The following is an 18,681-nucleotide window of genomic DNA, read 5'->3' on the forward strand; positions in this document are numbered from 1 at the left end:
AAGCGGCGCTTTTGCCGCTATTTTAGGGCTTTGACCTCGAGTGTGGCCCTATAGGCGTCGCAGGCCCCACATGAAGTAGGCGCCGCCTAACAATGAGGCGACCAACCCGGCGGGAATCTCGTCGGGGAACAGCAACTGCCGGCCGAGCCAGTCGGCGACCACCATCAACAGGGCACCGAGCAGGGCCGAGCCCAGTAGGTGACTACCGGCACGGGAGAAGCCCAGCAGGCGGGCCATGTGTGGCGCCAGCAGGCCGACGAACGAGAGCGGGCCGACCACCAGCGTGGCGCAGGCGGTAAACAGCGCTACCAAGCCCAGCAGTATCAATCTCGAGCGCAGGATGTTCACGCCCAGCGCCTTGGCCGTAGGGGCCCCCAGGGGCAGCAGGTCGAGCCAGCGCGAGAAGGGGGCCGTGGCCAGGCCGAGCAGGGCAGCCAGGGCAACGACAATCACTGCCGTGGACAAGTCGACGTAGTAGGTCGAGCCGGACATCCAGGCAATGATCTGTTGACCGCGTGGGTCGCCACCCGCGAGGATGAAGCTGCGCACGGCATCGAACAAGGCAGTGATGGCCACCCCGGTGAGCAGCAGGCGCTCGGGGAGGAAGCCGCTGCGATAGTTGAGCCCGATCAGCACACCCAAGGTCACCAGCGCGCCGAATGTGCCGACACCGATCAGGGTCCACTGGCTGGCGCCGGGGATCAGGAATATGGCCAGTATCAGTGCGATGGCCGTGCCGCCGCTGATGCCCAATACCTCAGGGCTGGCCATGGGATTGCCGGTGACGCGCTGGACCAACGTGCCGGCCAGCGCCAGCAGCACGCCGGCACCCGCAGCGGCCAGCATGCGCGGCAGGCGCCACTCGAGCATCGGGGTGTCACCGAGCCGAGGCAGCCATTGCCAACCTTCAGCGTTCTGGCCGGACAGCAGGGCGAGTGCCGCGGCAAACAGCAGTCCCACGCCAAGCAGAGCGGGCAGCCAGGCCATTGCGGGACGAGTAGCCATGGGCAGGGAGACACCGGTGCGGGGGCGGTCGCTGCCGAGCTTGAGGCGCGGAATCAGCCACAGCAGCAGCGGGGCGCCGAGTGCGGCAGTGGTCGCCCCGGTCGGGATCAGCGTCGGCAGAGCCCCGGAAAAGCGCTGCAGCAGCAGGTCGGTAGAGGCCAGTAGCAGGGCGCCGAGCAGGCCCGACCACAGCAGGCGCGGACCCAGGCGGCGCGCACCCAGCAGGCGCACGATGGCCGGCGCCGCCAGGCCGATGAAGCCGATCACGCCGACCACGCTAACCACGCAGGCGGTCAGAAACACCGCCAGACCCAGGCTGGCCAGGCGCAGGTACTTTAGCGACACGCCCAGGCTCCGGGCATTGGTATCGTCGAGTTCCAACACACTAAGCGGCTTGAGCATGGCGAAGGCCAGCAATGTGCCGACAAGCAGGCGCGGCCACAGGAACGCCACGCCCTCCCAACTATTCTGCGACAACGAGCCGGCGCCCCAGATCAGCAGGCCCTTGAGTGCTTCCTGATTGAACAGCAGCAGCACCAACGACAGGGCACCGAAATAGAGATTGACCACCAGGCCTGCCAGCACCACCATCACAGGGGACAGGCCGCGCCGCCAGGCCAGCAGGAACACCAGCCCCATGGCCAGTCCGCCACCGACCAAGGCTACCCATTCGCGGCCCACTTCCATGAGGCCGGGCGCCGCTAGTGTGGCAACCAGCAAACTCAGGTTGGCGCCACTGGCCACGCCCAGCGTCGTGGGCGCCGCCAGCGGGTTGCGCAGTACCTGCTGCATCAGCACTCCGGCCAGGGCCAGGCCGCCACCGGCCAACAGCGAGATGACCAGCCGTGGCCACCAGCTATAGTGCGCAAGCACCTGGGCGATATCATCGTGCGCCGGCGAAAACAGGGCCTGCAGGGCGGTCGCCAGCGACAATTGAGCTTGGTTAGCCAAGACCAGCCAGCCCAGCCCGACCGTGAGCAGGGCCAGCAACAGACAGGTTCTGGCCGGCGATATCAAGCGCGAAGCTTCAATCATCCGCCTTGTCTCCATCGGCTGTCGCATAGGGTGCCTGCAAGGCCGTGGCCAGAAGGTCGGCGAAGCGCTTGGCCGAGGGCAGGGCGCCGAAACTCCAGACCGGCGGCAGGTAGATGACCGGACGCTCACGTACGGCACGCAGGTTGCGCCACAGCCCGCTGGATTGCAGCTCCTTGGCGGCCCCGACCGGCAACGGCTCGATGACCACCATTTGGGCGTCGAGTTCGGCCAGCTTCTCCAGGCCCACCAGCGAAAATCCCCAGTAATTGGTCGGGCCGGGCCAGGCATTGTCGAGGCCCATATGGTCGAGGACTGCCTGGTAGAGGCCGCTCTCGCCAAATACCCGCACATGACGGGCATCCATGAACTGCACCAGCAACAACGGCGGCACGTTTTTGGGCAGTTCTTTCCGCGTCTCGTCCAGATAGGTGGCGGTGGACTCGATCAGGCGCTCGGCGGCTTGTGGACGATTCACCACCTCCGCCACTTGGCGGGTCGCCTTAAGCATGCTTTGCCAGGGATCGCTGTCCGGCCCGTAGATACCGATGGTGGTCACTGGAGCAATGCGTGACAGGCGTGGTTCGAGGTTGGCGAACATCGGTGAAATCAGGATTCGGTCGAGCCCAAGGCTGGCCAGCAGCTCCAGGTTGGGTTGGGTGCGCAGGCCGAGATCGGAGACACCGTCGGGAATGTCCGGCTCGAGCACCCAATCGCCATAGGCCTCGATCTGCGCGACGCCTGCCGGCACGACGCCCAGGGCCAGCAACGTCTCGGCCAGGGTCCAGTCGAGGGTGGCGATGTCGGGTGGCTCATCCGCCCTGCTCGGGAGCGTCAGGCTGGCCAGCAACAGCAGGATCAGCAGTGGCGTGACGACGAGAGCGGCCAGGGCCGATCTTGAATGAGCGGGCTGGGAGGTCTCGTCGGTCACGCAGTCTCCGGAAACATGGCGGTCAGCGAAGCGAAAATGTCAGTGCAGGATGGCGATGGGATGCTCGCCACCCGGGTGTGGCATCACGCGCATGGGAATGCCATAGATCGCTTCCAGCGTGGCGTCGCACATCATCTCGCCGGGCGAGCCCTGGGCCAGCAGACGGCCGCTGTGCAGGGCGATCAATCGGTCGCAGTAGCGGGCCGCCATGTTGACGTCGTGCAGCACGATGATCACGCTCAGGCCAAGCTCGCGGCACAGTTTGCGCACCAGTGCCAGTACCTCGACCTGGTGGGCGATGTCCAGTGCTGCCAGCGGTTCGTCGAGCAGCAGGTAGCGGCTGCCCTGGGCAAGCAGCATGGCCAGCCACACGCGCTGGCGCTCGCCGCCCGACAGGGTATCGACCAGACGGTCGGCGAAGGCCTCGGTGTGCGTCAGAGCGATGGCCCGTTCGATCTGGGTGCGATCCTCGCGAGTCATGCGACCCAGCAGGCCATGCCAGGGGTAGCGGCCGAACGCCACCAACTCGCGGCCGGTCAGGTTTTCCGCACTGGGCAGGTGCTGCGGCAGGTAGGCGACCTGCCGGGCGAACTCACGATTGCCCCAGGCCGACAGGGCGCGGCCATCGAGCCGAATCTCGCCACCACTTGCCGGCTGCTGCTGGGCGAGCAGCTTGAGCAGCGTCGACTTGCCTGAGCCGTTGTGACCGATCAGGCCATGGACCTGACCTTCGCCGAAGGTCAGGCTGGTAGGCTGCAACAGGCACTTGCCACCTACTTCGAAGCTGGCAGCGTCGACGTCGAACATGCGATGAACCCCACAAGGGAAAGACTCGTACGTCGCAATCGTAATTCAAATAAGAACAGTTATCAAAATTACCCGCTGCGACACAAGCGCTCACCGGCTGGCCTCGCGAGCGCAGGCTTCGATGGCCTGGGTGATGTAGCGTCCCGCCATACGTTCGGACACGCCGAGCCGCTGGGCGATTTCGCGCTGGGGCAGGCCATCGAGACGATGCCACAGCAGGGCCTGGCGAACGTGGGAGGGGAGTCGGGACAGGCGGGCGCGCACCTGGGCCAGGCGCTGCGCCTGGCTGACCGCAGTCTCGGGGCAAGTTGTCGTGCTTTCCAGCGCCAGGGTCGGATCGTCGAGCGGCATGGTTTCCGGTTGCGCGCCGCGCTGGCGCTGGTGATCGATGAGCAGGTTGCGGGCGATCCGGAACAGGTAGGCGCGTGGGTTGCGCAGCGGATCGGGAAGCGCCGAGCGTCGCAGGCGCAAGTAGACTTCCTGGCACAGGTCGGCGGCGAGATCGGGGGCGTCCAGCTTGCGCGCCAGGTAACCGGCAAGTTCCCGGGAATGTTCCTGAAACAACTGATCGAGCGTGGAGGTCATGGCGGATCACGTCTGAACAGTGAAGGCCTGGGGCACATTCCGTGCCTTGGCCGAAACGACTACCCGCCCGCAGGCGGGTAACCCATCCCTTGGTGAGTCTCAGGCCGTCGTGGCCTGGGCCGTGGCCGAGTCCGACGGCATGGCGGTAGGGCGGAACGCGGCGATGGGATTGTCCAGCGTGCCGGCGAACTTGAGGTTCTTCGACGGATCGGCCAGGTCGATCATCTGCCGGTTGTTGCCGAGTTGCAGGCGATTGAGGCAGGAGCGGGCGAAGGCCGGGGCGAACAGGTCGTAGCGGGCGAACTTGTCGCGATACTGCGGATGGCGGCGCTGGTAGTCGATGATGCAGTCGGCGACGCACTGCCAGAAGTCGCGTTCCTCGAACGTGCCGTCGCTGCCGCCATGCTCGACCAGGATATGCGTCAGGTAACGGAAGATGCAGTCGAACGTGTCGGTGAAGATCGACAGCACCTTGAGGTGGTCGGGCACCTCGACGGCCAGTCGCCGCACCGTGTCCGGCAGCTCGGCGTCGACGTTCATGATGGCGCTCTCTTCAGCGATGTCCTTCATGATCGCCCGGACCGGCACGTGCCCCTCGAGTTGCAGAATCAGGTTCTCACCATGAGGCATGAAGACCAGGTCATGGGCGAAGAAACAGTGCAGCAGCGGTGTGAGATACGCTTCCAGATAGCGTTTCAGCCAGGTGCGGGTGTCGAGCCCCGAGGCCTCGATCAGTGCCGGCAGCAGGGCGTGGCCGTCCCGGTCACGGTGCAGCAGGGCCGCCATGGTCATCAGCCGCTGGCCGGGCTCGAGCAGGCCGATCGGGCTTTCCCGCCACAGACAGGCAAGCATCTTTTTATAGGGACTGTCGCGCTCGATGGCCGACTCGAAGTAGGCATTGCGATAACCGATGGCCGCGACCTCGCGCAGCAGGGTGAAGCCGTTGGCCGCCAGGAACGGGTCATCGTCGACCAGGCGCTTGAGCCAGTCGTTGATCGCCGGGGTACCCTGCATGTAATAGGGCGACAGGCCACGCATGAAGCCCATGTTGAGAATCGAGAGTGCCGTCTTGACGTAGCGGCGCTCGGGGCGGTGGGCGTTGAACAGGGTGCGGATCGATTGCTGGGCACGATAGCCATCCTCGCCGCTGCCCAGGCAGACGATGCGCTGACTGGCGATCTCGCCGGCGAAGGTGATGGCCAGCTTGTTGTGCCACTGCCAGGGATGGATTGGCATGAACAGGTAGTCCTGCGGGTCCAGGCCAAGGTCGACGAGTCGGCGCTCGAAGTCGCTCACCGTGGTATTGCCGAGCTCCTCGTCGAGCAGCATCGTGTAGGAAAGCGAGGCCGAACAGGTGAAACGGGCGTGCTCGCGATGCACGGCCAGCCACACCAGATGGATCTCGGCGCCGGCCTCGGGGGCATAGGCGTGATAGTCGACGCCATCGAAACCGATGCGGCCATTGTTGGCTACGAAGGCCGGGTGCCCTTCGGTCATGGCGGTCTCGATGGTCTGGAAATCGGCAAGTGCCAGGGTGCTGGCATCGAGCCGCTGGCTGGCCAGCTTGTAGGCGCTGCCGAACAGGGTGCTGCTGATTTCTTCCAGATAGACCGGCAGGGTCTCGTGGTCGATGCCCAGCACATCACGGAATTCGATGATGAAATGCTGGGCATCCAGCTCGGCGGAGCGGTCGCCGACGAACTTCTCGATTGAGCCAGCCTCGATCCACCAGTGGTCGAGTTGCATTACCCGGGCGCGGAACCGGTAGCGGATGTCCTGGTCGGGTACGCGCAGCTCGTAGTGTCCCCAGTCACCGTCGCGTACCAGGCAGGTGGGCTCCAGCAACAGCTCGTGGGTGAATTCGGCGATGGCCTTGCGGATCAGCAGCCGATTGGCCTGGGCCCACAGGGCGGGTTGAAGGTGATCGGTGGTTACCTGGGCGGTGGTCGGACGGGTTGGCATGTCTGTTGTCTTTTCCTGAGTGAGTTCGTCAAGCTCGCGCCGTTCGGCGGCCTGGAACTGGGCGCGGGTACAGAAAGCCAGATGGGCGGTCTTTTCCGGCAGCGCGACCTGGCGGTCGTAAGCGAAGCCCACCCGGCGGTTGAGCGGATGGATCCTGGCGTTGTTCACGTCGGGCTCGACCACCACGCGCCGGGTATCGGCTGCGCTGAACATCAGGTGCATGACTGTGCTCAGCACGCCCCAACTGAAGCGGTGAATGCGTTTCTCGACGGGAGCGACGAGGAAATGCATGCCGCGATCGCCCGGCTGGACCGGGTAATGCGCGCCGATGGGGTCATGCTCTGGCTGGTAGCACTCGACCAGAAACGCCGGCCGATCCTCGAAGAAACCGAGGAAGGCCTGGCTATGGGTACTGTCGTGCATGGCCTGATAGAACGCCTGGACCTGGGCGACGCTGTCGCCGTTCATGCCCCAGAATCGGGCGTACTCGCGGCTGACCCAGTCATGGATCAGGGCGATGTCGTGGGGCAGGCGAACGGCACGCAGGTGAAAACGGCCGAGTCCTGGCACGTCGTGAGTGAAGCGGATCTTTGGGTCGTACAGGGCACTGAGGAATGGTGTCGTCGTCATTGCGAAAGACCTCTCGCACGGTAGGGCGCAGCCGGGCTGGGCATGTCCGCCTGGCGCGGGGTCAGCACAGGCTGCAGCAACAGGGGAAAGAGCAGGGCCGTCGCTACGAAACCCAGCGCGGCCATGAAAAAGGGGCTGGCCAGCCCGAAGGCACTGACCGTCGAGCCAGCGGCGAACGAGGCGCCGAGTACCCCCAGGTTCTGGAAGATGTGCGCCTTGCTGTAATCGCTGGCGTAGCTGTCCGGTGTCCCGGACGCGAAGATCAGCACCTCGAGGCGTACAGTGACCTGGAACAGCGCCCAGCCGAACAGGACGCGCCCGATGAGGACCACCGGGGCCAGCGGGCTGGCCTGTAGCAACAGGCCGGCGGCCCCCAGTACCAGCAGGACCGCCAGGCGCTCCCCGGGCCGGCCGCCTTGACGTCGGGCGTGGGCGTTCCATACCAGCGCCAGCAGAGCGACCGCGCCGGGAATGGCAAAGACCAGTGCCGACATGCTGGCATTGACCAGTCCGGACACCGTTTCCCAATGCAGCACGAAGAACGGCCGGATCAAAAAGGCGCTGAAGTAGAACATCAGCATCACCAGGCCCAGGCGAATGATGCCGTGACCGCTGGGGCGTATCGTGGAAGCCGGCGTCTCGGCGGCGGTGTCGGCTGTCGGACGGTGGACACCTCGCATGACCAGGAAAAGGCACACCGCGACCTGAATCACGTCGCTGACGGCCATGACCAGGAAGATATCGCGCGCCTCGCCGTGATCGAGAGCCACCCCGCCCAGCAAGGCGCCGAGGATGCCGCCGAAGTGCACCACGACCGACAGCACGCCGATGGTGCCGGCGTGACTGTCGCGGTGTTCCAGGCGCATGACGTAGGGATAGATGAGCAGATAGCTGGCCTTGAACACCAGCATGGCCATCGACACTACCCAGAACGCCAGTACATCCCTCAGCGTGTAGCAGGTTATGCACAGCACGCCGGCAGCCACCTGGGTATAGATGAGCAGTACCAGCGGATCGATGCGCCTGGCCAGGCGCGCCCAGGCAGGCAGTGCGAGCATGACCGTCAGGCAGGCCGCCGCCAGGTACAGCCCGACATGAAGCGGGCTTTCGATGCCGAAGCGTCCGGCGAAGAACTGCGGATAGAACGGCAACAGCATCGAGTCGCTGACCACGGCTACGGCGGTCATGCCGATCAACAGCCCCTTGAGCATCAGGCGGTCATCCGTTGCGGGCGGAACACGGCTTCGTCGGGAGCACCGAAGGTCTGGAACGCGATGCGCCGCTCGATGGGATAATGCTCGATGCCGCTGAGCTCGCGGATGATGCAGGCGTTGCGGTAGCAGGCCATGCCCAGGTCCGGTGCCGCCAGCCCGTGGGTATGCAGTTCGGCATTCTGGACGAAAATCCGGGAGTGCGAGCGGTCGATGCTGTAGTGACGGTCGACCGCGAAGCGCCCGTGAGAGTCGCGGCGGATATGTGAGCCGATCGGCGCCAGGAAGGCCGGTTCCTCGTAGCGGTAACCGGTGGCCAGTACCAGCGCCTGGGTGCGATGCCGGTAGTACTGTGCCTGCTCGGTATGCAGCAGGGTCAGGTCGAATTCACCGCTGGCGGGATCGAAGCGACAGCCCTCGAGCTGGGCATTGGTGAACAGGTGGGTGTCGAGTTTGCCGCCGAGCTGCTTGGTGTACAGCAGATCGTAGATGGCGTTGATCAGGTCCAGGTCGATGCCCTTGTACAACCCGGTCTGCGAGCGCATCAGCGCGTCGCGGGTAGTCTCGGGCAAGGCATGGAAGTAGTCGATGTACTCCGGGGAGGTCATCTCCAGCGTCAGCTTGCCGTACTCCAGTGGAAAGAAGCGCGGCGAGCGGGTAACCCAGTTGAGGGTATAGCCGTAGCGGTCGATGTCCTGCAGCAGGTCCTTGTAGATTTCCGCCGCACTCTGGCCGCTGCCGACCAGCGTGATGGCCTCCTTGGCCTGCAGCTCCGCCTTGTTGTCCAGATACTGGCCGCTATGCACGACCCGCTCGGCATGGGGGCGGCAGCTCTCGGGCAGCCAGGGGCGGGTGCCGGTGCCCAGCACCAGCTTGCGGGCCCGATAGCTGACCGGCTCTCCGCGCCGGGTATCCAGGCAGCGCACCACGTAATGGTCCTGCTGCGCGTCGTAGTCGATGCGCTGCACGTCCTGTTGGAAGCGGAGCGACGACAACTGGCCGACCGCCCACTGGCAGTACTGGTTGTACTCGTTGCGCAGCAGGAAGAAGTCCTCGCGGATATAGAACGAGTAGATCTTGCCCTGCGCCTTGAGATAGTTGAGGAAGCTGAAGCGGCTGGTGGGTTCGGCCAGTGTGACCAGATCGGCCAGAAACGGAGTCTGCAGGGTGGCATCCTCCAGGAGCATGCCGGGGTGCCAGTCGAAACCGGCGCTGCGCTCGAGGAAAAGCCCGTCGAGGTCATCCAGGGGCTCGGTCAGGCAGGCGAGGCCCAGATTGAACGGGCCCAGGCCGATGGCGATGAAGTCGTAGGTCTTGTCGTGCATGGCGTGTCTTCCTTGAAGAACCGTCAGGACAGGGCGCGCGTGGCGCGAGCATGGGCCGGGGTGGTCAGGGCATGCCGGGTCAGGTAGTTAGCGCCGTGATGCTTGATGCGCTCGGCGATGACCTGCAGGTCGGCCACGCTGGTTTCCGGATTGAGCAGGGTGAACTTGAGGAACTGGTGGCCGTCGAGACGGGTCGCTGCGATCACGGCCTCGCCGGAACGCGACAGCGCCTGGCGGATGTAGGCGTTGGCGGCGTCGAGCACATCGTCGGGTACGGGCGTTTCGGGGCGGTAGCGGAACACCAGCGTGCTGAGCTGCGGGGCGACGGCAATCTCCAGCTCGCTGTCGTCCTGCAGGGCGCGGTAGGCGTCGTGGGCCAGGGCGATGACATGATCGAACAATTCGCCAAGCTGGTCGGCCCCCATCAGGCGCAGTGTCATCCACAGTTTCAGGGCATCGAAGCGCCGCGTGGTCTGCAGGCTCTTGTTGACCAGGTCGGGCGTGCCTTCGCTGGCCTGACTGGCGGGGTTGAGGTAGTCGGCATGATAGGTGACATGGCCCAGCATGCGACGATCCCGGACCAGGAAGGCACTGCAACTCACCGGCTGGAAAAAGCTCTTGTGGTAATCGACGCTCACCGAATCGGCGCATTCGATACCTGCAAGCCAATGGCGGTGGCGTGTCGACACCAGCAATCCACCCCCATAGGCCGCATCGACATGCATCCACAGCGCATGCCGGCGGCACAGCGCTGCAATATCATTCAGCGGGTCGATACTGCCGAAATCCGTGGTGCCGGCGGTGGCTACCACGGCGACGGGAATCAGACCGTCTCGTCGGCAGCGCTCGATCTCCCGTTCGAGCGCCCGAGTGTCCATGCGGTAGTTCGCATCGCAGGCCACGGGAACCACGGCATTGTGGCCCAGGCCAAGCAGGGCGGCGGCCTTCTGCAGGCTGAAGTGGCTAACCTGCGAGGCCAGGATGCGCAGGCGTCCAGCCTCTGCCGGCAGGCCGTGCGTCTGGTTGCCGATATGGCCCTCGATACCGGCGCAGTAGCGGTCTCGTGCAAGCAGCAGCGCCATGAGGTTGGACTGCGTACCGCCGCTGGTAAAGGCACCATCGGCACGTGGCCCCAGCCCGATACGCTGGGTCGTCCAGTCGATCAGGTGCTGCTCGATGAAGGTGCCACCGGCGCTCTGGTCCCAAGTTTCCACTGCGGTGTTGATCGGGGCGGTAATCGCTTCGGCCAGGATCGCGGGCAGGGTGACCGGACAATTCAGATGGGCGACATAACGCGGGTGGTGAAAGTACACGGCATCGTCGAGATACAGGTGTTCGACCTCGTCCAGTACCGCATCGAGATCGCCCAGGTGCCGGTCCAGGTCCACCAAGGCGAAGCGTGCTTTCATCTCCTCGGGCAGAACGCCCGTGAAAGGCCGGTCGACCGAGGCCACCTTGCGTTTGACGAGATCGACACAACGCAGCATGCCCTGGAGATAGCCATCGGCGTTGTGGGCGTTGAACAACTGGTCGTCCTTGAGGCCCGACTGGGTCAGGTCGGTGAAGCGGATGGGAATGGCCGTTTGGGGTGCAGCAACATGGCTCATGACATCACCTTTCCTAGTTCGATTCGTATCGCGTGCCGTGTGGCGATGACGCGTGCCCGGCATCGTATGTCCTTCTTCTTTGCGAATGGTTATTGTTTTCTTTGTCTCGTTGAAGAAGACGAACCCGGCACGAATTCCTGAACCCGGAAAAGGAAATTTTTTGTAAATGAAGTGTTAGTCGAGTAGTGACAAAGAATGAGGGGAAGTTTGGTCACGGCGTGAGGTGCCAACGACGTGGAGGAGGCCGGAACAACAACGGCCAGGTACCGTCAGGCCCTGGCCGTAGCAGGTGGCAGCAAATCACATCAGAAGTTGTAGCTGACCGTTGCCATCACGTTGCGCTCTTCGCCGAAGTAGCAGTAATTGATGTCGTAGCAGGACGCGACGTATTCCTTGTCCAGCAGGTTGTGCACATTGACGCGGGCACTGACGCCTTCCAGGCCGACCTGGCTGAAGTCATAGCCGAGCATGGCGTCGACCAGCGTGTAATCCGGCAGCGTCTCGGTATTGGCCTCGTCGACCCAGATGTCGGCGTAGTGGCGCACGCCCAGGCCGGTTTCCAGGCCGGCCAGGCTGCCACGGTCGAAGCCGTAGTTGACCCAGACGCTGGCCTGATGGCGCGGCACCTGGTTGGCGGTATTGCCTTCAGTGTCGTCCTCGGTCTCGACATAGGTGACGTCAGTGTAGGTGTAGCTGGCCTGCAGGCTCAGGTTGTCGGTGAGCTGGGTATGGGATTCCAGCTCGACCCCCTGGGATTCGATCTCGCCGACCGCACGATAGAAGCTTTCGTTGGGGTCCTTGGTCGACACGTTTTCCTGGGTGATGTGGAACAGCGCAATGCTGTAGCGGTCCTGCGTGCCAGCCGGCTGGTACTTGAGCCCGGCTTCGACCTGTTCACCCTCGGTCGGCTCCAGCAGATCGCCGTTCTCGTCCGTCGTGGCGTTGGGCGTGAACGAGGTCGAGTAACTCAGGTACGGCGCGACTCCGTTATCGAAGTGATACAGCAACCCGGCACGGCCACTGACCTGAGTGTCGTCGAGTTCACTGCGAGTGCCGAGCGTGTGATTGGTATTTTCGATGTCGACCCAGTCGTTGCGAAGGCCCAGCACCAGATGCCAGTTGTCCAGGGTCATCTGGTCCTGCAGATAGACGCCAGTCTGGCTGAGTTCACGTGTCTGGTTGTCGGTATAAGTGATCAATACATCACTGCCATACTGGGGATTCGTCACGTCCAGATTACCGGCCGAGCCCGAGTCCCAGGTGACATCATTTTCACGCTGCTGATAGTCGGCGCCGAACAGCAGGGTATGCTCGACCGCGCCGGTTGCCAGGCGAGCCTCGAGCTGGTTGTCCACCGTCCATGCCTGCAGGTCTTCTTTGCCGCCCGAGGCGTAGCGAACCAGCTCCGTGTCCGAGGCCCAGCCGTAGGCATAGACCTGCTGCAGCTCGACATCGGAGTTCAAGTAACGTGCCCGCTGACGGAACGTCAGATCGTCATTGAAACGGTGATCGAATTCATAGCCGAACTGGCGCTGGGTGCGCTCGAACTTTTCAAAGTCCTCTTCCCCTTCGAAGAATTCGTTATCGATCTTGACGCCATTGCGGCTTTCCACCGTGCCTTCGAAGGGCAAGCCGGAGTGGTAGCCGCCCTCAGGATCCTTCTGCAGGTAAGCCTGCAGGGTCAGGCTGGTATCGTTGGAGATATCCCAGGTCAAAGAAGGCGCGATGGCGTAGCGTTCTTCCTCGACCGGGCCGAACTGCGTATTGGCGGCTTGCCCCAGCCCGATCAGGCGATAGGCGACACGGTGCTCGTCATCCAACGGGCCGGTGATGTCAAAGGCAGCGCTGCGCTGATCGTTGGTGCCGACTCCCAGTTGGATTTCCCGTTCGGTATCGAACTCGGGGCGCTTGCTCTGCATGGCGACCAGGCCACCGGGGGACGCCCGGCCGTAGAGCACGGAAGCCGGCCCTTTGACGACTTCGATGCTTTCGAGGAAATACGGATCGATGACCATCGAGCTGTACGAGCCACTGTCGCCCATCAGCTTGAGTCCATCGAGGAAGGTATTGTTGATGCTGCCGTCGGAAAAGCCGCGCAGTACGATGTAGTCGTAGCGGTTGGACGCGCCGATCTGGTTGGAGAACACGCCGGGGATGTAGTTGGTCGCGCGCTGTACCGTCTGGGCGCCTTTCTCTTCGATGTCCTCCCGGCTGATCACCGAGACGGCCTGGGGCGTCTCGATGAAGGGCGTATCGGTCTTGGTCGCAGCCTGGCCGGTCACCGTGACCGTATCCAGCGTAGCGGCATCCTCGCCGGCCTGCTGGGCCGTGGCGGACAGGGGCAAAAGGGTAAGTCCCAGCAACCATACCGGAAGGGGGCGGTTTGACGACGTGTCCTGCATGAATGCTCCTTACGCTCGATGAATAATTATGACTGAGAATTATTCACGTTTGCGTAAGGCGTTGCGTATGCTGGATGTCGAAAATGCTATGCCATGTGACGAACCGCAGCCTGGCAAGGCGTTTGTCCCTGGCTCGATCGAGGTGGCTGGCCCGGATCTAAGGGTTCACCAAGCCTCGCTCGGCACTACTCTACATCTCTTGGCGCTACACCATACCGCTGGCGAAACGCTGTAGCGAAGTTCGTGGCATGGCGATAACCGACTTGGGTGGCGACCTGCTGCACGCTTTCGCCTTCCCGCAGCAATTGATACGCCAGCGCAAGTCGCCGCTCCCGCAGGTAATCGAAGATCGGCTGGCCATACGTCTGGCGGAATTTCTCGCGCAGGCTGCTGGGGCTCATGCAGGCCATTTCGGCCAGGCTTCGCAGCGTATGCGCATCGCCGGGCTGGGCATCGAGATAATGACGGACTCGCTCCAACAGGCGACGATGGCGGGGCGAGGCAATCGGCGACTCGGCATGACGAGACGGTGGGGGAGGCCGCGTGGTGTCTTGGGTAGCCAATGCCAGGGACAGCAATTGCAGGGCAAGGCCTTCCGCCTGGAGTAGCGCGGCCGCTCCCTGCGCCTGCGACGCGAGCCATTCGGCCAATGACTGGCAGAGTCCGTTAGGTATGGCAAGCGACCACAGCCCATCCTTGGCCTGGAGCAACGGCGACAGGCTGACCAGGCGCTGATCCTGCTCCAGTGCCTGCTCGAGAACCGTCAGGTTGACCGCGCGCACCCGCTGGCCTGCAATATGCCGAGCGCTAAGCCGTTGTGCGCCGGCGTAGGCGAGCAACACGCCATTTCCTGGCGTCAGGCTGCAGTGCCTGTCGCCCAGTCTCAACTCCGCACAACCTTCCAGTATGACGATGATCGACACGTGGCCCGGCGCATCCTCGCGGGCGTGGGTCTCGTAGGTGTGGTAGACGTTCAGGTCCGAGCCGACCAGTTGCAGGTCCCGCCAGGGCTGGCATTCGCCGATGTGCCCCTCGGCAACCATGCACCCACCCTGGGGGCAATGCCGCTTGGGCAGGGAGGGAAAGCGATGGGTCAGATGATAGCGATGCTCATAGGTGGTGAAATCCGCCACCGTGAGCCGACGGGCTGCCAGGGGCGCTGCAGATTGTGAAGGCGAGTAAGACGTCGGTTTCATGATCGCATCACACGTCAATGTCGGAGTGATGTGCCAGGGTCCTAGGAGCCGTGCACTGGCACTTTATGAATAATAATCCTTATCGTTCGCTTTACTCTATCGCTTCGAAAAAACGCCCACGATGACGTGGGCGTAATGCATGCGAGCTTGGCGATGAAATCAGTACTGGTGCGACCAGGTCAGGGTGTAGGTGCGGCCGCGGCCTTGCAGGTCCCACAGAGCGTCGGCACCGTAGACTTCGTAGAATACTGCAGCACGCTGCCCCCAAATTGTGGTGTATTCCTCATTCAGTAGGTTATCCACACCCAGACTGAATGTGCCGTAACCGGTATCCTGGCTTGCAATAACATCGACTGTAGTGAACCCGTCAATTTCATAACCAGCCTCATCCTCTATGCCAAAGGCGCGGCTTGCCTGTAAACGGGCACGAGTATCGAGATCTGACCATTCGCCGAACACAGTTGCTGTTGGCAGGCTGGCCTCGGTGACACTGGCCTTTATCCAGTCACCATTGCTCTTCTCTTCAGAACGGACCCAGTTGAAGTTAGAGCCGAATGACCAGTTCTGGCCCACGAAGCGCTGCACTTGGCCCTCGACGCCGTAGGTTCTGACATCCTTGTCGACGGTGGTCACGCCGATCTCGATGTTCTCGTCATCGCTGTAAAGATAGCCGATATCCTTGTCAGACCAGCTGTAATAAGCCGCTATCTGTGTCTGCCAGTCGCCGTTAGAAAGCCGCCAGCCAGCTTCGAGCTGCTCTGTCTTGATACCGTCCACCGGGTTGCTTGAAATGTCGAAGCTGACACCTCGATAGGCCTTGGCAATGTCCGGAATCTCGAAGCCTTGGGTATAGGCTAGCCAAGCCTGCTGTCCATTTTCGAAGTCATAGAGTGCCTTGGCGTTGAACAAGGAAACGTCGTAGTCGTTCTCGCCCCCGTCGTTGCCGCTCTGGGCAGCAACGTCCACGTCCGTCCGTTCGAAGCGGGCTCCACCAGACAAGAGAAGTTGTGGAGTCAGTTGGTAATCCGCTTGTGCGAAACCGGCAAAGGTGTCTGCCTCGAAGGAGGGGTAGTAGGGGGCAAGTACCGAGACTTGATCGAGATCCAATCCGCCTTCAGAGACGGCGAGCGTGTAACGCTTGGAATCGAATTCTTCGCGGGAGAGGTCAATTCCGTAGGTCAGGCTGAATGGCTCGCTGACATCAGCCGTAAAGACAGCCTTAGTCCCCGTCAGGTCAGTGTTCTGCTCGGATATCGTGAACGTTGAAGAGCCCGGGAAAGGATGGAATACCGACGATTCTTGTCGATGATAAGCCTGAAGATAGAACTCTTGGCCGAGGAACGAACGATTGTGGTAATTCGCGTTCAGGTAGACGCGATCGGTTTCTGCATCCACGTCGGATTCGTAACCGTCTCGGACCTCACTGCCCTGAATCTTCTCGGAGTATGTCGTCCCCGTCGAATAAGCAGGATAATAAAGTCCCTTGTCTCCCTCAAAAGCAGAGTTGTAATACTGAGCCGTGAAGTCGAGGCGTTGTGTTTCGCTGAGCTCGATGCTCACGTTACCCATCACGTCGACGGAACGGTTGCCTTGCAGGCCCGACTGGGCGATATCCGGCGTGATGATGTCGCCATCAGCATCATAGAACCAGCCGTTTTCCTGAGCAGCGACAGCGAGGCGGCCTTGGACCTTGTCGTTACCGCCAGCGATGGACTGTGCTGCTCGCTTGTCCAGATCTTCGGAGTCGTTGAGGCCGGAAGTCAATCCAACTTCGCTTTCGAAGTGTGGCCCACCAGCGTCGCCTTTCTTGGTAACAATATTGATGATTCCACCGGTAGCGCCGCCCCCGTACAGGCTGCTGGCCCCCGACAACACTTCGATGCGTGCGATATTGAAAGGGTCGATCGAGTCAAACTGACGAGACAAGCTTCGAGAGTTATTTAGGGAAACCCCATCGATCATGACCAGCGCATCACGCCCACGAAAGTTCTGCGCATAGTTGGTGCGATTTGTGCTAGAACCAAAATCGAAGCCTGGAATCAGTTTGCCGAGTGCCGACTTCAGTGATTGGCCGCTATGAATCTGTTGCTGAATTTCTTGCTCTTCCACAATCCAGACCGCCCCAGGAATCTGGCTGATCTGCGTGGGCGTGCGCGAGCCGACCACGACCATGGTGTCCTGATCCTGCTGAGCGTACGCGGACATGGCGGCCGATCCGGCAGCCACGAGGAGGCCATACCTGAATGTCTTTTTCATTGTCTGTTCCCTTGCTGCTGGCAAGTTTTTGCCTTAACTCAGACGTGCAAGGGTAAGAATATGCAAACAAAAGTCAAACAATAATTATTTTCATTATTGTTATCGTTGGTGGGCTAGGCAGGTATATCGATCAGACTGATTACGTAGGGCCCTTGCTGGGTGTGCTGACCGCTCAGCAGACTGCCGGCCGGCCAATGTTTGCTCAACGACTTGTTCAGGCGCAGGGTTGCCCGTTGGGCATCGGGGGACCAATCGACGAGCTGGGCGTCCTGAAAATAGAAACGCACACCAGCTAGTGGAAACAGCGCCTTGAACAGGCTCTCCTTGAGCGAGAACATCGCCGTGACGAAATATGCTCGTTGGGCTGCAGGCAGGGCCGCCATCCGGTGGCATTCGTCCGGGGTAAGAATTTGAGGGGCCAGCCGCTCGGCCCGGGCAAGCTCGAGCTGACGTTCGGCATCCAGCCCGATGCCTTGATAGCAAGCTGACGGTGCGACTATTGCAGCAGCCAGGTCGCCGCTATGCGTGATCGAACCCACCGTACCGCTGGGCCATAGCGGGGCCTTGCTTTCAGCGATACCTGGTACGTGGGGCGCCCCGATCAATGCCTGTAGTGCCTCGCGGGCACACCACCGACCAGCCAGATACTCGACCTGCCGCTTGGCGGCGGCATGGCGTACCTTGTCGTGCAGCGGGATGCCGCCATGAATGAAATCATCCACAGCCAGGCGCTGACGGTCGAAACGCACCGAACGCCACTGCACGCCGGGAAGCGCCGCCTGCCACGGCCAAGCGTCTTCCAAGGAGTGGCAGCAGGCGGGGAGTCGTAACGCCATGAATCAGCGATCTTCCAGGCGAGCATCGAGCTCGACCGGCACCTCGTCACCGATCTCGTCGTACCCCAGCAGCATGAGAATCGTGCGTGCTGTCTGGTTCTGCATCAGTTCATTGCCATCCAGCGCGACCCGTTCGGCATTGCGTACATGCAATGTGTTGTCGGATTCGCGTGTGATGCGGACCTTCAATGGCTCCTGTTGATGCTGGCCCTGGTTATCCGCACCCAGCATGACCGTTTCAATCGTCGATTCACCGACCTTCAGGTTATCGAGCCGCTCGGGAGACAATTGGATGGTTACGGTGGTCAGCGTGGTGTCGGCCAGGCCGGATAGCAGGGGAGGCAACTGACCTACGCGCTCCAGAATATCCGTCTGGCGAAGCCGCAGTGGCACCCGCAACGTCCCGTCACTGCCAAGCGTGCCTTGAAGCTGACTAACCCGATGCGTGTGCGGCACCGGCCCGGTCGGCGTGATCTCGACGACCGTCGCCTCGACACGTGACTGCTCGGGCACGAGCTGCCAGGCAGCCTGTGCCGGTGAACCCAGCAGCAGTGCGGCTCCTGCCGCGGCGATCAATGACAGTGCCCGGGCGGGGCGAGACGTGAGATTGTGGATCGATGGCATCGGTAGCCCTCCGTGGTGATGTAGCTCGCTCTTCGACAACGAAAACGCGACTGGTCTCCTTCATTATCATTCGCTATCATACGCCACCACTGTCAGGGCCTATAGCTCAGTTGGTTAGAGCAGGGGACTCATAATCCCTTGGTCGCAGGTTCGAGTCCTGCTGGGCCCACCATTAAAATCAAGTGATTACGCTTTTTCCACTTTCCGACTGTATTCGCTGTCCCTTGGCGATTCGATGCCGTCATGTTCGAGGGGAGGGGGAGTTCTGGCAG

At 62.2% G+C, this 18,681-nt stretch carries 13 protein-coding genes and 1 tRNA gene; 1 reads left to right on the plus strand and 13 read right to left on the minus strand.

The annotated features are described in order from the left end of the window. Positions 1-48: 48 nt before the first annotated feature. From fhuB to BM194_RS12930, 13 genes are all read right to left on the minus strand, one after another. Entirely contained in the window at positions 49-2,040 is a 1,992-nt protein-coding gene (gene fhuB, locus BM194_RS12870) for a Fe(3+)-hydroxamate ABC transporter permease FhuB (RefSeq protein WP_092847340.1), read from the minus strand. Next, positions 2,033-2,968, minus strand: coding sequence for an iron-siderophore ABC transporter substrate-binding protein (locus tag BM194_RS12875; RefSeq protein WP_092847341.1), 936 nt, complete (start codon positions 2,966-2,968; stop codon positions 2,033-2,035). The genes fhuB and BM194_RS12875 overlap by 8 nt, the downstream gene beginning before the upstream one ends. Positions 2,969-3,007: 39 nt before the next feature. Next, entirely contained in the window at positions 3,008-3,775 is a 768-nt protein-coding gene (locus tag BM194_RS12880) for an ATP-binding cassette domain-containing protein (protein ID WP_092847343.1), read from the minus strand. A gap of 90 nt (positions 3,776-3,865) precedes the next feature. Further along, positions 3,866-4,360 carry an RNA polymerase sigma factor gene (locus BM194_RS12885; RefSeq protein WP_092847345.1) on the minus strand — a complete coding sequence of 165 codons (495 nt, stop codon included), beginning with the start codon at positions 4,358-4,360 and terminating at the stop codon, positions 3,866-3,868. 99 nt (positions 4,361-4,459) lie between these two features. After that, positions 4,460-6,952: a GNAT family N-acetyltransferase gene (locus BM194_RS12890; protein WP_092847347.1), complete on the minus strand. Its 2,493-nt coding sequence runs from the start codon at positions 6,950-6,952 to the stop codon at positions 4,460-4,462. Next, positions 6,949-8,163 carry an MFS transporter gene (locus BM194_RS12895; RefSeq protein ID WP_092847349.1) on the minus strand — a complete coding sequence of 405 codons (1,215 nt, stop codon included), beginning with the start codon at positions 8,161-8,163 and terminating at the stop codon, positions 6,949-6,951. Before BM194_RS12895 ends, BM194_RS12890 begins: the two co-directional genes overlap by 4 nt. Beyond that, positions 8,163-9,488 carry a lysine N(6)-hydroxylase/L-ornithine N(5)-oxygenase family protein gene (locus BM194_RS12900; protein WP_092847351.1) on the minus strand — a complete coding sequence of 442 codons (1,326 nt, stop codon included), beginning with the start codon at positions 9,486-9,488 and terminating at the stop codon, positions 8,163-8,165. Before BM194_RS12900 ends, BM194_RS12895 begins: the two co-directional genes overlap by 1 nt. Before the next feature lie 23 nt (positions 9,489-9,511). Next, on the minus strand, positions 9,512-11,095 hold the full coding sequence (locus BM194_RS12905) for a pyridoxal phosphate-dependent decarboxylase family protein (protein ID WP_092847353.1): 1,584 nt from the start codon (positions 11,093-11,095) through the stop codon (positions 9,512-9,514). Positions 11,096-11,400: 305 nt separating this feature from the next. Continuing rightward, positions 11,401-13,497 (minus strand): TonB-dependent siderophore receptor, encoded by a 2,097-nt coding sequence (locus BM194_RS12910; protein ID WP_092847355.1) that lies wholly within the window; start codon positions 13,495-13,497, stop codon positions 11,401-11,403. A gap of 185 nt (positions 13,498-13,682) precedes the next feature. Then, positions 13,683-14,693 carry a helix-turn-helix transcriptional regulator gene (locus BM194_RS12915; protein WP_092847357.1) on the minus strand — a complete coding sequence of 337 codons (1,011 nt, stop codon included), beginning with the start codon at positions 14,691-14,693 and terminating at the stop codon, positions 13,683-13,685. 159 nt (positions 14,694-14,852) lie between these two features. Then, a complete protein-coding gene (locus BM194_RS12920) occupies positions 14,853-16,949 on the minus strand; it encodes a TonB-dependent receptor (protein ID WP_092847359.1) in 2,097 nt (698 codons plus the stop codon). Between the two features lie 113 nt (positions 16,950-17,062). Continuing rightward, positions 17,063-17,785 carry a 4'-phosphopantetheinyl transferase family protein gene (locus tag BM194_RS12925; RefSeq protein ID WP_092847361.1) on the minus strand — a complete coding sequence of 241 codons (723 nt, stop codon included), beginning with the start codon at positions 17,783-17,785 and terminating at the stop codon, positions 17,063-17,065. 3 nt (positions 17,786-17,788) lie between these two features. Continuing rightward, a complete protein-coding gene (locus tag BM194_RS12930; protein ID WP_092847363.1) occupies positions 17,789-18,409 on the minus strand; it encodes a hypothetical protein in 621 nt (206 codons plus the stop codon). A gap of 95 nt (positions 18,410-18,504) precedes the next feature. Between BM194_RS12930 and BM194_RS12935 the strand changes: the two genes are divergently transcribed. After that, positions 18,505-18,581 (plus strand) — tRNA-Ile (locus BM194_RS12935). Positions 18,582-18,681 lie beyond the last annotated feature (100 nt).

The sequence above is a fragment of the Modicisalibacter xianhensis genome, assembly GCF_900113605.1.
Classification (GTDB): Bacteria; Pseudomonadota; Gammaproteobacteria; order Pseudomonadales; family Halomonadaceae; genus Modicisalibacter; species Modicisalibacter xianhensis.

Coding starts and splice junctions, on each gene's coding strand:
- BM194_RS12905 (WP_092847353.1), bottom strand. CDS start 11,095: ATGAGCCATGTTGCTGCACCCCAAACGGCCATTCCCATCCGCTTCACC.
- BM194_RS12880 (WP_092847343.1), bottom strand. CDS start 3,775: ATGTTCGACGTCGACGCTGCCAGCTTCGAAGTAGGTGGCAAGTGCCTG.
- BM194_RS12910 (WP_092847355.1), bottom strand. CDS start 13,497: ATGCAGGACACGTCGTCAAACCGCCCCCTTCCGGTATGGTTGCTGGGA.
- BM194_RS12895 (WP_092847349.1), bottom strand. CDS start 8,163: ATGCTCAAGGGGCTGTTGATCGGCATGACCGCCGTAGCCGTGGTCAGC.
- BM194_RS12890 (WP_092847347.1), bottom strand. CDS start 6,952: ATGACGACGACACCATTCCTCAGTGCCCTGTACGACCCAAAGATCCGC.
- BM194_RS12885 (WP_092847345.1), bottom strand. CDS start 4,360: ATGACCTCCACGCTCGATCAGTTGTTTCAGGAACATTCCCGGGAACTT.
- BM194_RS12920 (WP_092847359.1), bottom strand. CDS start 16,949: ATGAAAAAGACATTCAGGTATGGCCTCCTCGTGGCTGCCGGATCGGCC.
- BM194_RS12925 (WP_092847361.1), bottom strand. CDS start 17,785: ATGGCGTTACGACTCCCCGCCTGCTGCCACTCCTTGGAAGACGCTTGG.
- BM194_RS12900 (WP_092847351.1), bottom strand. CDS start 9,488: ATGCACGACAAGACCTACGACTTCATCGCCATCGGCCTGGGCCCGTTC.
- BM194_RS12915 (WP_092847357.1), bottom strand. CDS start 14,693: ATGAAACCGACGTCTTACTCGCCTTCACAATCTGCAGCGCCCCTGGCA.
- fhuB (WP_092847340.1), bottom strand. CDS start 2,040: ATGATTGAAGCTTCGCGCTTGATATCGCCGGCCAGAACCTGTCTGTTG.
- BM194_RS12930 (WP_092847363.1), bottom strand. CDS start 18,409: ATGCCATCGATCCACAATCTCACGTCTCGCCCCGCCCGGGCACTGTCA.